The organism is Flavobacterium sp. UBA6135, from assembly GCF_002428305.1.
Classification (GTDB): domain Bacteria; phylum Bacteroidota; class Bacteroidia; order Flavobacteriales; family Flavobacteriaceae; genus Flavobacterium.
The window spans coordinates 20074-34985 of record NZ_DIVJ01000005.1; the positions used below are offsets into that span (position 1 = coordinate 20074).

Genomic DNA, 14912 nt, shown 5'->3' on the forward strand with positions numbered 1-14912 from the left:
ACTAATTTATAGATGAGTACACAAACATTGCCATTTGTAGCGTTCAAAGTGAAAGACATTTCATTAGCCGCTTGGGGAAGAAAAGAAATTGAATTGGCCGAAGCAGAAATGCCGGGCTTAATGGCACTTCGTGAAGAATACGGAGACAGTCAGCCTTTAAAAGGAGCTCGTATAGCGGGATGTTTACACATGACGATTCAAACAGCTGTTTTAATTGAAACGTTAATCGCTTTAGGTGCAGAAGTTACTTGGAGTTCCTGTAATATATTTTCTACTCAAGACCATGCTGCCGCTGCAATTGCTGCTGAAGGTATTCAAGTATATGCATGGAAAGGATTAAACGAAGTAGATTTTGATTGGTGTATTGAACAAACCTTATTCTTTGGTGAAGACAGAAAACCATTGAACATGATTTTGGATGATGGTGGTGATTTAACCAATATGGTTTTTGATAAATACCCGGAATTGATTAGTGGAATCAAAGGACTTTCTGAAGAAACAACTACAGGAGTTCACCGTTTGTATGAAAGAATGAAAAACGGAACGTTACATATTCCTGCTATCAACGTTAACGATTCGGTTACTAAATCAAAATTTGATAACAAATACGGTTGTAAAGAATCTGCTGTTGATGCGGTACGTCGTGCAACAGACATCATGTTAGCCGGAAAAAGAGTAATCGTTTGTGGTTATGGTGATGTTGGAAAAGGAACAGCAGCTTCGTTTAGAGGTGCAGGTTCGATTGTAACTGTAACTGAAATTGATCCAATTTGTGCTCTTCAAGCGGCCATGGATGGTTTTGAAGTTAAAAAATTAGATACGGTTATCAAAACCGCGGATATTGTAATTACTACAACCGGTAATAAAGACATTGTTGTTGGAAAGCATTTTGAACAAATGAAAGATAAAACTATCGTTTGTAATATTGGTCACTTTGACAATGAAATTGACATGGCTTGGTTGAACGAAAACCATGGTGCTTCAAAAATCGAAATCAAACCTCAAGTTGATAAATATACTATCAACGGAAATGACATCATCATTTTGGCTGAAGGCCGTTTGGTAAACTTAGGTTGTGCTACAGGTCACCCAAGTTTTGTAATGAGTAATTCATTCACCAACCAAACTTTGGCTCAAATTGAATTGTGGACCAATAGTGAAGCCTACAAAAATGAAGTGTATATGTTACCAAAACATTTAGATGAAAAAGTGGCGGCTTTACATTTAGCTAAATTAGGCGTTGAATTGGAAACATTAAATGAAGAACAAGCAGCTTATATTGGTGTGGAAGTTCAAGGACCTTATAAACCGGAGTATTATAGATACTAGTATTAAGATATAAGTATTAAGACAGAACCCTTGCTGTAAAGTGAGGGTTTTTTTGTAGATATTCCCCAAAAAAAAGCTGCTCATTTCTGAACAGCTTTTTAAACTTTAAATAAGTTGGTTAGTTTTTGTTAACGATAACAATTGCTCCTTCAGACCATTTTTTAACTTGAGCAACTCTACTATCTGTATAATCTACTTCTGTTAAATCCATTCCTGACCAAAACAACCATTTTCCGATTTTCTTCCCTTCATTATATTGACCCATGGCAACTTTTTTACCATTCTCATCATAAGATACCCATTGACCGTGAACTTTTCCGTCTTTATAAAAACCTTCTTGTTGCACTTGTCCATTGTCATGATAAAATGTAGATTTTACCATTTGATCCACTACTTCATGTTTTACATTAGCATCTTGTGCTGAAATAACCCCTGAAACTACTAGCATTGCTGCGATAAATAACTTTTTCATACTCTTTCTTTTTTAAGTAGGTTAACATTAACACAACAAATATAAAAATTAATTTACAATAAAAAAACAATTTGGTAACAATTTGGTAACATTAGATGAAAACTTAACATTGGAAAATTGAAAAGGCAAGAGCCAATAGCCAAAAGGCAAAAGTTTAGAGGTAGCATATGTATATAAATGATTTTTTAGCTGTAACAATCTTTACTATTACATAGACTACTTTTGGCTTTTGACTATTGCCTATTGGCTAATGGCTTTTCAAAAAAAAAATCAAAATTCTTCAAACAAAATAGTACTTTTGCAACTCAAAAAATTTCGAATCAAAATGTACAGAAGTCATACTTGCGGAGAATTAAACAGTTCGCACATCAATACAGAAGTTACCTTAGCCGGATGGGTGCAAAAATCACGTGATAAAGGATTTATGAATTGGGTAGATTTACGCGATCGTTACGGCATCACACAATTAATTTTTGATGAAAGCCGTACCGAAAAATCCGTTTTTGAAGCCGCTAAAACATTGGGTCGAGAATTCGTGATTCAAGTAAAAGGAACTGTGATCGAACGCGAAGCAAAAAACAAAAACATTCCAACAGGAGATATTGAAATTTTAGTTTCTGAATTAAGGATTTTAAATGCCGCTCAACTTCCACCTTTCACCATCGAAGACGAAACCGATGGCGGCGAAGACATCCGCATGAAATACCGCTATTTAGATATTCGTAGAAATCCGGTAAAAAATTCCCTGATTTTCCGTCATAAAGTGTCTATGGAAGTTCGAAATTATTTGTCTAAACAAGGTTTTTGCGAAATCGAAACACCTTATTTAATCAAGTCTACTCCGGAAGGTGCAAGAGATTTTGTGGTGCCAAGCAGAATGAACGAAGGACAATTTTATGCGTTACCGCAATCACCACAAACCTTTAAACAATTATTGATGGTAGGCGGAATGGATAAATATTTCCAAATCGTAAAATGTTTTAGAGACGAAGATTTGCGTGCCGACCGTCAACCGGAATTCACACAAATCGATTGCGAAATGGCATTTGTAGAACAAGAAGACATTTTAAATGTTTTTGAAGGATTGACCCGTCATTTACTAAAAGAAATCAAAGGTGTTGAAGTAGATAAATTTCCGAGAATTACCTACGATTATGCCATGAAAACCTACGGAAACGACAAACCGGACATTCGTTTTGATATGAAATTCGGAGAGTTAAACGCCGTTGCTCAACATAAAGATTTTCCGGTATTCAATTCAGCCGAATTAGTAGTTGGAATTGCCGTTCCCGGCTGTGCATCCTACTCCAGAAAAGAAATTGATGCGTTAATCGATTGGATAAAACGTCCGCAAATCGGTGCAACCGGAATGGTGTATGTAAAATATGAATTAGACGGAAGTCTAAAATCGTCCGTCGATAAATTTTATGACGAAGCCGATTTAAAAAAATGGGCCGAAATCACCAACGCCAAACCCGGCGATTTAATTCTAATTCTTTCCGGAAAAGCCGATAAAACCAGAACACAATTATCGGCACTTCGTATGGAAGTTGCCACTCGTTTAGGCTTGCGAAAACCAGACGAATTTGCTCCACTTTGGGTAGTCGATTTTCCATTGTTGGAATGGGACGAAGATTCGCAACGCTACCACGCAATGCACCATCCGTTCACTTCGCCAAAACCGGAAGATATGAAACTCATTGAAACCGAACCGGGAAAAGTACGTGCAAATGCCTATGATATGGTGTTAAACGGAAACGAAATCGGTGGTGGTTCTATCCGTATTCACGACCGTGATTTACAAAGCAGAATGTTCTCGTTGTTAGGATTTTCTCCTGAACAAGCCGAAAACCAATTCGGATTCTTGATGAATGCCTTCCAATTCGGAGCACCGCCACACGGAGGTTTAGCGTTCGGATTAGACCGTTTAGTGGCTATTTTAGGTGGACAAGAAACCATTCGTGATTTCATTGCTTTCCCAAAAAACAACAGCGGTCGCGATGTCATGATTGATGCTCCTTCAACAATTGACGAAGCCCAATTAAACGAGTTGCACATCAAATTAAATCTAAAATAGACTTATGAAATACGTCATCCGCATCTTATTTTTCATCATCGTTGGTTTTATTTCCTATGGCTTTTACATTAAAAATACCGTTGGTCAAGAAGGTGATAAATGGGTGGGCATTGGCGTTTTACTTACAGCTTTAGTCCTGATGCCCATTTTTTTATGGCATCGATATAAAAACAAGAAATTAGAAGACTATAGTTTTAAATTTGACAATAAAAAAGGTGAAAATGCTGAAAATCAATAATTTTCACAAAAAAGTAACATTGTTTTAACATTCGTAATCAATTAAAGACTACCTTTGACCATTATTAATTATTTTTTTATTACACAATGCGTACAGGTACAGTAAAATTTTTCAATGAGTCTAAAGGTTACGGATTCATCACAGATGAAGAAACCGGAAAAGACATCTTCGTTCACGCAACCGGAATTAAAGCTGAAGAGCTTAAAGAAGGTGACAGAGTTCATTACGAAGAAGAAGAAGGTAGAAAAGGTAAAGTAGCAGCTCAAGTAGCTGTGATCGAATAATATATATTATTTAGATTACCGAATGAATGGTTAACGTCTCGATTGCTCGAGACGTTTTTTTTATTTTAAAGAACACGGATTAAAATAATTAGAAAAATCTAAAAAATATTTTTTGGGGTTCAGGCTTTCCACTTCATACCCTAACACAATTTGTGCTTCAGTAAAAATTCTGCTAACTTTACAACTTATTGCCTAGTAAACAGAACCCAACTTTCCATGAACTACCAATTCAGAAAAGCCACCACCACCGATGCTCCACAAATCTGGACCATCTTACAAAATGCCATTCTTCGTAGAAAAGCCGACGGCAGCAACCAATGGCAAGACGGTTATCCCAACCCACAAATCATTCAACAAGACATTGAAAAAGAAATTGGTTATGTACTCACCGATGGAGAAATTATTGTGGGTTATTCTGCCGTTTTAATCAATGACGAACCGGAATATGATAACTTGCAAGGCGAATGGTTGACTACAAGTGATTTTGTTGTTTTTCATCGTGTGGCGATTGCTCAAAACTATATCGGTCAAAACTTGTCTAAAAAAATGATAGATTTTATTGAAGAATTTGCTTTGGCCAACAACATCCACAGCTTGAAAGCCGATACCAACCACGATAATTATGCCATGATGAACATCTTTGAAAAATCAGGTTTTGTGTTTTGTGGCATTGTGCATTTCAGAGGAAGTCCGAGACGAGCATATGAGAAGGTGTTGTAAGTTGTCTGTTATCGGTTGTCTGTTGTATCGGTTGTCGCTTGCAGTTAACTGTTTATCTTGCCTCTTTCTTCTTTCTTCTATTCTCTATTTTCTATTTTCTTATCAACATTAACATTCGTTCGTTTCTGCAAACAGCAACAATCCACTAACTTTACCACATGTATGCTTTAGTAGATTGTAACAATTTTTATGCTTCGTGCGAACGTGTTTTCCAACCGCAACTGAATGGAAAACCCATTGTTATTTTGTCTAACAACGACGGTTGCATCATCTCCCGCAGCGACGAAGCCAAAGCGTTAGGCATCCCGATGGGAGCACCTGAATTCAAAATACGCGACGAACTCAAACAAAAAAATATCACCGTTTTTTCTTCCAACTATGCGTTGTATGGCGATTTGAGTAGTCGAGTAATGGCAATTTTAGGCCAATTCACACCCAATATAGAAGTGTATAGCATCGATGAAGCCTTTCTAAACTTTGACGGCATGACCATTCCGGATTATCAACACTACGGTTTAGATATGAAAAAGCGAACGATGAAATGGTTGAGTATTCCGGTTTCTGTTGGCTTCGCTCCTACCAAAGCATTGGCAAAAGTAGCCAACAAAATTGCCCGAAAATTTCCAAAACAAACCTTGGGAAGTTATGTAATCGACACCGAAGAGAAGCGGATCAAAGGTTTAAAATGGACCAAAATTGAAGACGTTTGGGGTATCGGTTTTCGGTTAACAAAAAAAATGAAGGCACAAAATATTCATACCGCTTACGATTTTACCTTACCACACAACGAAGCATTTATTAAAAAAGAAATGGGTGTGGTGGGCAACCGCTTGCGATCGGAATTATTAGGTCAATCCGTCTTAGAACTCGAGGAACCAAAAGACCGAAAAAACATTGCCATCACCCGAAGTTTCGAAGGCAACATCACCACATTTACCGAGATGAAAGAACGCGTTTCTACATTCGCTACCGTTTGTGCGGAGAAACTTCGCAAACAAAAATCCTGTTGCTATGGCGTGATTTTATATTTGCGAAAAGACAAATACAAAGTCGATAAACCGAAATATAATTTTTATAAAATGGAAACCTTGCCTTTTGCGAGTAATTCCGGTATTACCATCAGTGCAATAGCTGTAAAAATGTTGAAAGAAATTTTTGAAGAAGGCGAAATTTACAAAAAAGCAGGAGTGATTGTCACGCAAATTATTCCGCAAGATCAAAAACAATTTAACTTGTTTGAAGAAGAAAATCCGAAACACCAAAAAATCATGGAAGTGATGGATGCCTTTCACAAGAAAACCGGCGAACGCAAAATACGATTGGGCAATCAGGATTTGCAACGCACTTGGAAAATGAAACAGAATTTACTTTCACCAAAATACACGACGGACATCCGCGATATTTTTAAAGTAAATTGTCACTAATCCTTTATTTTGCGAACTTTGTGACGTCTTAGCAAACTTTGCAGTTAAAAAATATGTCAAAAAATAAACTTACTTTTTTTCGTCCTGATTTGGACAATCCAATTGAACTTCCGTTTATAACAGCAGGAATCAAAGCCGGTTTTCCATCTCCTGCAGCCGATTTTGATGAAACAAAAATCAGTTTGGATGCCGTTTTGGTCAAGAATCGTGAAGCTACTTTTTATGCGAAAGCTTCTGGCACCTCCATGACCGGAGCCGGAATAGACGATGGTGACATTTTAGTCATTGACCGAAGTTTAGAACCCCGAAAGAACAAAGTAGCTGTATGCTTATTGGATGGTGAATTTACTGTAAAACGAATCAAAGTAAGCAAAGAAGAAATGTTTTTGATGCCGGAAAATAAAGCTTTTGAACCCATCAAAATCACAGATGAAAATCAGTTAATCATTTGGGGAATTGTGACGTATGTGGTGAAAAAAATATAGTAGAAAAGTAAAAATTTTACGCTTGAATGGAATAATTCAAAATTCAGCTTACATGAGAAATAAAACAAAAAACTTCTAAATTGTTAACTAGTGTAAATTGTCAGCAAAAAGCGTAATGCTTTAGATAAAAACTAAGAGAGTGTTTATAAAATCTTTTATCTTTTAACCCGTTGGGTGTAATTAAATTTTCAAATAATTTTACCACTAATTCACCAATTTTTTTGACTAATTATTCGATTAAATTCGAATTTTCATCAAAGATGAACAAATTATTGCATTTACTAAATTTATAATTTGTGAATTCGTGGCAAAAATATCCAGAATACTATTGAATTAAATAATTACACCCAACGGGTATCTTTTAATTTTCAACTAAATACTCTCATCAATCATTTTAATAGCTTCCATAAAATCAATTCCTTTAACTTCTTCAAAAAAATCAATTTCATTCTCATGAGGAAGAAAATCAGAAATGATGCGTACAATGAAATCTTGAGGTTTTTTTAAAAACATAAAGGTATAATCTTCCATGTTAATTATGGTTTGATTAGACAAATCGGTTGTTCTTACAAATTTATCCGAAGTAATTGAGGCTAAACTTGGAAGTTTTGTTTTGGGTTCATCAACAATTGATGCACCATTTTCAAACAATCCTCCTTCATAACCATACAATGAAGAATTTGTAATTTCAATCGGTTTTCCAAAGCCTAAATGTATCGGTAATTTACTTTCTTTACCAACAATAGCAGCAAACCCTATTAAAACACAAACATCGCTTTGTGGTAATTGCATCAATGCTTTGGCAGTACTTTCTCTTCCAATGCCAGAAATTACAACTTCATAATCATGCTTTAAATTTGATATACGAGACAATGCACTGAGTACTTTCTCTTGTTCTATTTTCATTGGAGTCAGGATGAGGACATTCATTATATTCAATTGATTTTAGGAAGTTCATTAAATAAAAAGTGTGGCTTAAAATAAACGAAATACAAATATTATATTTAATAATTGATTTATCGATTGATTTCATTTTTAATCATTTATAGGATAAAATGAGTCTTTAACTTGTACTTTCTAAAACAGTAATTTACTAAACTTTCGTAATTATTAACCCAACAATACAAATACCGTACAAATTTAAAAACAAAAAATCCTTAACTAGCTTATTTAAAACTGATTAAGGATTTTTAAAGTACCCGGAGTGGGAATCGAACCCACACACCTAAGTACACGAGTTTGAGTCGTGCGCGTCTACCAATTCCGCCATCCGGGCATAAGGATGCTTATTTGTGGGTGCAAATGTAAATAATTTTTTGACATACTTTCAAGAAAAATGTGCAAAAATTGCTTTACAAGTTGATTTTTATTTCTAAATTTGCACCTCGTTTCGGCGACACACAACTAACTAACTACACCCGAGGCGTTTACATATGTTTTGTTTTAGTAGAATTCTGAAGCCGAATTGTATGGAGCGTAGCGGAGTAATAACAACGAATTAAAATGTCACACAACGAACCGGAAGCAAAGATATTTGCTTGTTCACAAAGTGTCTATCTAGCGGAACAAATAGCTAAAAACTATGGCATTCCACTAGGTAAAGTTACGTTCTCACATTATAGTGATGGCGAATTTCAACCTTCTTATGAAGAGTCAATTCGTGGATTACGGGTTTTTATTGTTTGTTCCACTTTTCCAAGTGCAGATAATTTAATGGAGTTATTATTGATGATTGATGCTGCAAAAAGAGCATCAGCCCGACATATTACTCCGGTTATTCCTTACTTTGGATGGGCAAGACAAGACAGAAAAGACAAACCAAGAGTGCCAATAGGTGCAAAATTAGTAGCCAAATTATTGGAAACTGCCGGAGCTACCCGAATCATGACCATGGATTTACATGCTGATCAAATTCAAGGTTTCTTTGAAAAACCGGTTGACCATTTGTTTGCTTCCACCATTTTCTTGCCTTATGTAAAAAGTTTGAATTTGGAGAATTTGACAATCGCTTCACCGGACATGGGTGGTTCCAAAAGAGCTTATGCCTATTCTAAATTTTTAGAATCGGATGTGGTAATCTGTTACAAACAACGAAAAGTAGCCAACGTGATTGATACTATGGAGTTGATTGGCGAAGTAAAAGGCAGAAACGTAATTTTGGTAGATGACATGATTGACACCGGAGGAACATTAGCAAAAGCAGCTGACCTAATGATTGAAAAAGGAGCTTTAAGTGTTCGTGCCATTTGTACGCATGCTATTTTATCAGGTGATGCGTATGAAAAAATTGAAAAATCGCAATTGAGCGAATTGATAGTAACCGATTCTATTCCTTTAAAGAAAGAATCCAACAAAATAAGAGTGGTGAGTTGTGCTCCACTTTTTGCAGAAGTAATGCACATGGTGCAACACAACAATTCCATTAGTGGAAAATTTTTAATGTAAAAGCAGTAGGCTATAAGCAATAAGCCACCCTAATTACTTTAAAATTCGGCATAAAGCCTAAAGCTTATTGCCCAAAGCAAAGAATTATTATTAACTATATATTATTTACAATGAAATCGATTACGATTAAAGGATCAGAAAGAGAAAGCGTAGGCAAAAAGGCAACGAAGGCCGTACGTGATGCTGGAATGGTTCCTTGCGTTATTTACGGAGGAGATCAACCAGTACATTTTACTGCAGAAGAAAAAGCATTTAAAAACTTGGTTTACACTCCAAACGCACACACAGTAGTGATTGAATTGGAAAATGGTAAAAAAGCAGATGCTATTCTTCAAGACATTCAGGTACACCCGGTGTCTGACAAAATTTTACACGTTGACTTTTACCAATTAAAAGACGACAAAGAAATCACTATGGAAATCCCTGTTAAAGTTACAGGTACTTCTCCAGGTGTTCTTGCCGGTGGTGTATTACGTTTAAACCAACGTCGTTTAAAAGTAAAAGCATTACCAAAAAACCTTCCTGATTTTGTAGAAGCTAACATCTCTGAATTAGAAATGGGTAATAAATTATATGTAACTAAATTGGTTACTAATAATTTCAAATTAATACACCCTGACAACACTGTTGTGGCTCAGGTGAGAATCTCTCGTGCAGCTATGAAAGCCGCTCAAGAAGCTGCAAAAGCAGAAAAAGGTGGAGCAAAAAAGAAAAAATAATTTCATTTTTAGCAATACAAAAAGCATCGGTTTACGCCGGTGCTTTTTTTATGTTATTCATTTCCATTTTTAAAGCTGATAAACTAAATAAAGCTGACAATAGAAACTTTTGTACTTTTGCATCATGAGCAATTGGATTACCTCTTTTTTTAAACCTACTAAACCCGCTACACCATCGGATATGAAAAAATTCTTAATTGTTGGACTAGGAAACATCGGTGCCGACTACGTAAATACACGCCATAATATAGGTTTTAAAATTGTTGAATTTTTAGCCAAAAAAGAACTCGTCCCTTTTGAAATCGTAAAACTGGGTGAAATTGCACAATTCAAAACAAAAGGCAGAACCATTTTACTTCTTAAGCCTAACACCTACATGAATCTAAGTGGAAAAGCAGTTCATTATTGGATGGAAAAAGAAAATATAGCTAAAGAAAATGTTTTGATAATTACTGACGACTTGAATTTGAGTTTTGGAACGATCCGAATTAAAGCTAAAGGTAGCGACGGCGGACACAATGGTTTAAAAAGCATTCAAAGTATTCTCGGCACTACCGAATATCCTCGATTTCGTTTTGGAATCAGTGATGCCTTCAAAAAAGGAAGACAAGTAGATTATGTTTTAGGAGAATGGGACGAACAAGAAAAAAATCTTTTACCGGAACGCTTAACTATTGCGTCAGATGTAATAACTTCTTTTGTATTATCAGGATTACAAAATACAATGAATGATTTTAATGGAAGATAAACGGCATCACTTTTGACTAGGTTTAAAAAAATAGCATCATGAAAAAACTAGTATTTACTACTTTACTGCTTAGTCTTTTAAGTTGCAAAAGCTCAAATTTCGGCATCATTGAAAATAAAATAAAAATGGTTGGAAACTGTCCGGAAGACGGAACGTGTAATCTTGTCCTTTTTAAAAATAAAAAACTAAAAATCCTAACCGACGATTTAGGCAGCTTATACTTTTCATTAGCGGATAATAATGACACTCATGTTTTTCATTACCAATACCAACGAAACGTACCGGAAGAAGTTCAAGACGGCCACCATATTGAAGAAGTATATTGGGAAATTAATACTGAAGTAATCAACTTAACAATTGAAAATGAAGCACTACAACAAACAAAAATGATTTTTGGAAGACATTGCTATTGTAAAGGTCAAGCCGGATTCTTTAAAGTAAGCTCAGGTTCACTTCAAATTATAAAAGCAACATCCGGTTATGAAGTGAGGAGTCATTTCAATATAAAAGAAGTACCACAAATTATCGATACAATTACCGGGATAGTGCAATAAAAAAAGGGTTGAAATTAAAAACTTCAACCCTTTTACTTTTATAAAATTGGAATTATTCTATTATAATTCGCTTTACCTCTTTTGTATTTCCAGATTTCACTGAAACTAAATAAACGCCTGTTTGAACATTTTGCAGTTGAATGGTTTCATTCATCCTGCCCACAGTGTTATAAGTAGTATTAAATAAAACCCTTCCTCTCATATCATAAACCGATACGTCAACAGGCTCTCCATTTGAATTATCCATTTGAAGCGTAAAAGTTCCATTATTTGGGTTCGGATACAAAACGAAATCAAACACTTTAGTATCTTCAACAGACAACGGAGCATTGATGCTACAAATATTTAAACTCCAATTCAAAACTGCCCCACCATCTTGATCAAACAAATCTTCAACTTGTAACGTCCATAAGCCTTGAGAATTTTGATTGTTAAAAGCACTTAAAGGTTGTTGAGGTAATATTACTCCTGACAAAGCAGGATTTGGTGTTGTTTGGCAAACTACTGCAGCCCCCGAGTCGTCAAAAGTTGCCGATACATTTTGAAAATTTGCACTACTTGTGCATTCAGTATTCATAAGCTGTACCTGTGTCCCAGATGGACTGATAAGCGTTACGATTATATCGTTTACCCAAGTGTGTGTTAATTGTAAATTCACAGAAATCTTTTGAATTAAAACATTTGAAACGGAAGGCACATTAAGTGTTGACGTAACCACAGATGTAACTGCAGGAATAACCACAGGAACATTTGTTGAAGCAATAGTGCCACAAAATACTGTTGAAAAAGAGAAAATGGTTGAAAAATTCCCTGAACATGCAGCATTCTTTGGTCTGACTCTCCAATATAAAGTAGTTGTATTAGAAACACTTGAAGCGGTATAACTTGGTGTTGTAGAAGAACCGCTCTCAATAATAGTAGTAAAATTTGAATCAGTAGCAATTTGTATGTCATAAGCGGTAGCTCCGGCTGAACTGTTCCATGAGAATGAAACATTACTCGGATTTATCCCTGTAGCTCCGTTTGCAGGCGATTGTAGTGTAACCGGCCCAAAGTTACCTTCTACTAAATTGAGGTAAAAATTCACCGTTCGGGTTTGAGCACCTGATGTTGCTGTTACTGCTAAGGTATAAAATCCAACAGGAGTTGATCCTGTAGTAACAACTTGCATTGTAACCGTTCCGTTTGCAGTAATTGAACTTGGCATAAATGTAACCGTAGCTCCTGTTGGCTGTCCCGTTACACTAAATGTTGTTGGTGATGAAAAGCCTGCGAAAGTAGTATAGGGGAAAGTATATGAAATCATATTACCTCTACATTCTGACTTGTTTTGTTCTCCTTCAACTCCTGAAAAACCAATTGCCATTGAACTAGGAGCAGCAGTAATTGTAAAATTTGTATTAGAAACATCATAAAAAATATTCCCGTGTCCCATAACCATAATTCGATTTTGAGAACCAACAATGTTGGGAACAGTAATAATTTCTGATCCATCATTTGGCACTTGACTAGCTAATAATGTTGGAAAAGTCGCACCTCCATTTGAAGACATATAAATATCAACAAAAGGTGTATTTACCCCATTTGTAGTAGTTCCGGCTACATTCCATGTAACGGTTTGGTTAGAACCGGCAACCCAAGATATTGCAGTATTAGGTGATGTTACGATAAAAGGACCTGCTGCCGCAGTAGATGTTATTGTTGTATTAGCTCTTGCTGTTTGACCTCCATTAGGAGTCCTGTTATCCCTAACAGTAACGGCAAAATTCATGGATCTAGAAACTGAAGGTACAACCTCCCATGTTGTTTGAGTTAAACCACTCAAAACTGTTGGTAAAGCCGGAAAATATCGAGCATTTGATGCCATTGGCGGCAAAGACCTGAAAGTTGGCCCTCCTGTATTTGTTGGTTGGGGTGGCTGAGTTGCTATTTGATTATCCATCTGTTCCCAGCAATAGGTTAAAGCATCATTGTTTGAGTCTGTTGCATTAGCTTTTAAGACAAAAGGAGTGCTGATTGGTATCGTATAATTTAACAAAGGTTGAACAACAGGTGCTGCATTATTATTCGCAACATTCACAGAACAATTACCTGTTCCTGCTACAAAATTATCCATTTGAGCCAAACTTACTGCATGGAAATGAGCATCAGAATTACTCTGAACATTTGGAGCACAAATTCCCGCATACCCCATAATGGTACTAGCACTTCCGGGTTCAACTGCAGTTGTATTAGTTCTGTTACAATTGTTATTTTGCGTATGGGTAGCTCCAAATTGATGTCCCATTTCATGTGCTACGTAATCCACATCAAAAGGATCCCCAACAGGTGCTGCTTGTCCTGTAACACCTCTTGCTTTATTTGCAGTACATGGAGAATTTAAAGTAGCAACTCCCCCACCACCTGTACTAAATACGTGACCAATGTCATAGTTTGAAAAACCAATGTACGTATCAATAACACCTTGGATTTGATTAATCATGCTAGATGTATTAGATAACATAGTTCCATCAGGATTTTCAGGCACCAAAAAGACTATAGCAACATTAGATGGGATAATTTGCATTGTTAACGACATGTCTCTTTCAAAAATTCCATTCACACGATTCATAGTTACATTCATTGCAGCCAAAACCGCATTTTGACGTTGAACTAACGTTCCACCAGCCAAACCGGCTTGATTGATATGGTACTGCGAATATTCTTCCGTTGAAGCTAAAGCCAAGCGGTACGTTCTAAAAAGGCCCGCATTATTTTCAATTGAGTTGGCATTCTTTGGAGAAAAATGTAAACCTTCAGGCAAGCGTTCCTCTACTTCTTCTACCAAACATTCAAACGCTCTGTCTGTTTGTGCTTGATTTTTAGCATAGACAACATAATTCAATCGATCGTTTGTAAAAGGATCAATAAAAGTTGTTCCCTCACTTGACAAAATCATTCCATGAAATCCAAAAATCGTTGTACTAAAACGAATAATAGCAGTACGATCAGTTGTACTAAACCCTACATACGATTTGATATCAGGAAATTGATTTGCCAAATCCGGATGTAAAACTGAAACTTCATATACTCTGAACTCCTGAATCTCTCCCTTAGAATTTGGAAACGGAATTGTTACTGTTGAAGTAGCCGATGAATGCAATCGATTTGGAGCAGTTGACAACCTTGATTTCATGGCGTTTAAATCCATTGAATAAACATCATAAGATAATAAAGTTGAAGTCCTTTCTACTTTTTCAAATAAAGAAAAACGATTCTCATTGGTTGGCCTCCATAACTTTTCTTGGGAAAAAGCTGTACCAAAAGCAAAGAGAATTACAGCGATTTGGAGTAATATTCTTTTCATTTTGAAGATTTTAGTTATTACAAATATATATTTTATGAAATCCTATTCAAAAAAAATTACGTATATAATTC

14 protein-coding genes and 1 tRNA gene are annotated in these 14912 nt (G+C 35.9%); 11 read left to right on the forward strand and 4 right to left on the reverse strand.

The genetic code is table 11. The features are described 5' to 3' along the window. Positions 1-12 precede the first annotated feature (12 nt). A complete protein-coding gene (gene ahcY, locus B3L86_RS01315) occupies positions 13-1329 on the forward strand; it encodes an adenosylhomocysteinase (RefSeq protein ID WP_291114182.1) in 1317 nt (438 codons plus the stop codon). Positions 1330-1447: 118 nt separating this feature from the next. Here ahcY and B3L86_RS01320 read toward each other — a convergent pair whose 3' ends face one another. Further along, positions 1448-1801 (reverse strand): toxin-antitoxin system YwqK family antitoxin, encoded by a 354-nt coding sequence (locus tag B3L86_RS01320; protein WP_291114185.1) that lies wholly within the window; start codon positions 1799-1801, stop codon positions 1448-1450. A gap of 325 nt (positions 1802-2126) precedes the next feature. Between B3L86_RS01320 and aspS the strand changes: the two genes are divergently transcribed. The 6 genes from aspS (at position 2127) to B3L86_RS01350 (ending at position 7029) form a co-directional block, all read left to right on the forward strand. After that, positions 2127-3878: an aspartate--tRNA ligase gene (gene aspS, locus B3L86_RS01325; protein ID WP_291114187.1), complete on the forward strand. Its 1752-nt coding sequence runs from the start codon at positions 2127-2129 to the stop codon at positions 3876-3878. 4 nt (positions 3879-3882) lie between these two features. Then, a complete protein-coding gene (locus B3L86_RS01330) occupies positions 3883-4116 on the forward strand; it encodes a hypothetical protein (RefSeq protein ID WP_291114191.1) in 234 nt (77 codons plus the stop codon). Between the two features lie 86 nt (positions 4117-4202). Next, positions 4203-4400 (forward strand): cold-shock protein, encoded by a 198-nt coding sequence (locus tag B3L86_RS01335; protein WP_188361102.1) that lies wholly within the window; start codon positions 4203-4205, stop codon positions 4398-4400. 216 nt (positions 4401-4616) lie between these two features. Next, positions 4617-5120 carry a GNAT family N-acetyltransferase gene (locus B3L86_RS01340; protein ID WP_291114196.1) on the forward strand — a complete coding sequence of 168 codons (504 nt, stop codon included), beginning with the start codon at positions 4617-4619 and terminating at the stop codon, positions 5118-5120. Between the two features lie 158 nt (positions 5121-5278). Next, positions 5279-6544, forward strand: coding sequence for a Y-family DNA polymerase (locus B3L86_RS01345; RefSeq protein WP_291114199.1), 1266 nt, complete (start codon positions 5279-5281; stop codon positions 6542-6544). Positions 6545-6597: 53 nt separating this feature from the next. Then, complete coding sequence (locus B3L86_RS01350; protein ID WP_291114201.1) at positions 6598-7029, forward strand: LexA family protein; 432 nt, start codon at positions 6598-6600, stop codon at positions 7027-7029. Positions 7030-7401: 372 nt separating this feature from the next. On the opposite strand, the gene B3L86_RS01355 is transcribed toward B3L86_RS01350, so the two are convergent. Continuing rightward, positions 7402-7959 (reverse strand): hypothetical protein, encoded by a 558-nt coding sequence (locus B3L86_RS01355; protein WP_291114204.1) that lies wholly within the window; start codon positions 7957-7959, stop codon positions 7402-7404. 266 nt (positions 7960-8225) lie between these two features. Continuing rightward, a tRNA-Leu gene (locus B3L86_RS01360) sits at positions 8226-8305 on the reverse strand. A 227-nt stretch (positions 8306-8532) separates the two neighbouring features. Between B3L86_RS01360 and B3L86_RS01365 the strand changes: the two genes are divergently transcribed. From B3L86_RS01365 to B3L86_RS01380, 4 genes are all read left to right on the forward strand, one after another. Then, the gene (locus B3L86_RS01365) at positions 8533-9474 is read left to right on the forward strand and encodes a ribose-phosphate pyrophosphokinase (RefSeq protein WP_291114207.1); all 942 of its coding nucleotides are present in this window, start codon (positions 8533-8535) and stop codon (positions 9472-9474) included. 110 nt (positions 9475-9584) lie between these two features. Then, positions 9585-10193: a 50S ribosomal protein L25/general stress protein Ctc gene (locus tag B3L86_RS01370; RefSeq protein ID WP_291114210.1), complete on the forward strand. Its 609-nt coding sequence runs from the start codon at positions 9585-9587 to the stop codon at positions 10191-10193. A 124-nt stretch (positions 10194-10317) separates the two neighbouring features. Then, positions 10318-10941, forward strand: coding sequence for an aminoacyl-tRNA hydrolase (gene pth, locus B3L86_RS01375; RefSeq protein ID WP_414655113.1), 624 nt, complete (start codon positions 10318-10320; stop codon positions 10939-10941). Positions 10942-10979: 38 nt separating this feature from the next. Next, positions 10980-11495 carry a hypothetical protein gene (locus B3L86_RS01380; RefSeq protein ID WP_291114216.1) on the forward strand — a complete coding sequence of 172 codons (516 nt, stop codon included), beginning with the start codon at positions 10980-10982 and terminating at the stop codon, positions 11493-11495. Positions 11496-11547: 52 nt separating this feature from the next. Here B3L86_RS01380 and B3L86_RS01385 read toward each other — a convergent pair whose 3' ends face one another. Further along, a complete protein-coding gene (locus B3L86_RS01385; RefSeq protein ID WP_291114219.1) occupies positions 11548-14841 on the reverse strand; it encodes a reprolysin-like metallopeptidase in 3294 nt (1097 codons plus the stop codon). Between the last annotated feature and the right edge of the window lie 71 nt (positions 14842-14912).

Coding starts and splice junctions, on each gene's coding strand:
- B3L86_RS01330 (WP_291114191.1), top strand. CDS start 3,883: ATGAAATACGTCATCCGCATCTTATTTTTCATCATCGTTGGTTTTATT.
- B3L86_RS01340 (WP_291114196.1), top strand. CDS start 4,617: ATGAACTACCAATTCAGAAAAGCCACCACCACCGATGCTCCACAAATC.
- pth (WP_414655113.1), top strand. CDS start 10,318: ATGAGCAATTGGATTACCTCTTTTTTTAAACCTACTAAACCCGCTACA.
- B3L86_RS01385 (WP_291114219.1), bottom strand. CDS start 14,841: ATGAAAAGAATATTACTCCAAATCGCTGTAATTCTCTTTGCTTTTGGT.
- B3L86_RS01335 (WP_188361102.1), top strand. CDS start 4,203: ATGCGTACAGGTACAGTAAAATTTTTCAATGAGTCTAAAGGTTACGGA.
- B3L86_RS01370 (WP_291114210.1), top strand. CDS start 9,585: ATGAAATCGATTACGATTAAAGGATCAGAAAGAGAAAGCGTAGGCAAA.
- B3L86_RS01320 (WP_291114185.1), bottom strand. CDS start 1,801: ATGAAAAAGTTATTTATCGCAGCAATGCTAGTAGTTTCAGGGGTTATT.
- B3L86_RS01345 (WP_291114199.1), top strand. CDS start 5,279: ATGTATGCTTTAGTAGATTGTAACAATTTTTATGCTTCGTGCGAACGT.
- aspS (WP_291114187.1), top strand. CDS start 2,127: ATGTACAGAAGTCATACTTGCGGAGAATTAAACAGTTCGCACATCAAT.
- B3L86_RS01365 (WP_291114207.1), top strand. CDS start 8,533: ATGTCACACAACGAACCGGAAGCAAAGATATTTGCTTGTTCACAAAGT.
- B3L86_RS01380 (WP_291114216.1), top strand. CDS start 10,980: ATGAAAAAACTAGTATTTACTACTTTACTGCTTAGTCTTTTAAGTTGC.
- ahcY (WP_291114182.1), top strand. CDS start 13: ATGAGTACACAAACATTGCCATTTGTAGCGTTCAAAGTGAAAGACATT.
- B3L86_RS01350 (WP_291114201.1), top strand. CDS start 6,598: ATGTCAAAAAATAAACTTACTTTTTTTCGTCCTGATTTGGACAATCCA.
- B3L86_RS01355 (WP_291114204.1), bottom strand. CDS start 7,959: ATGAATGTCCTCATCCTGACTCCAATGAAAATAGAACAAGAGAAAGTA.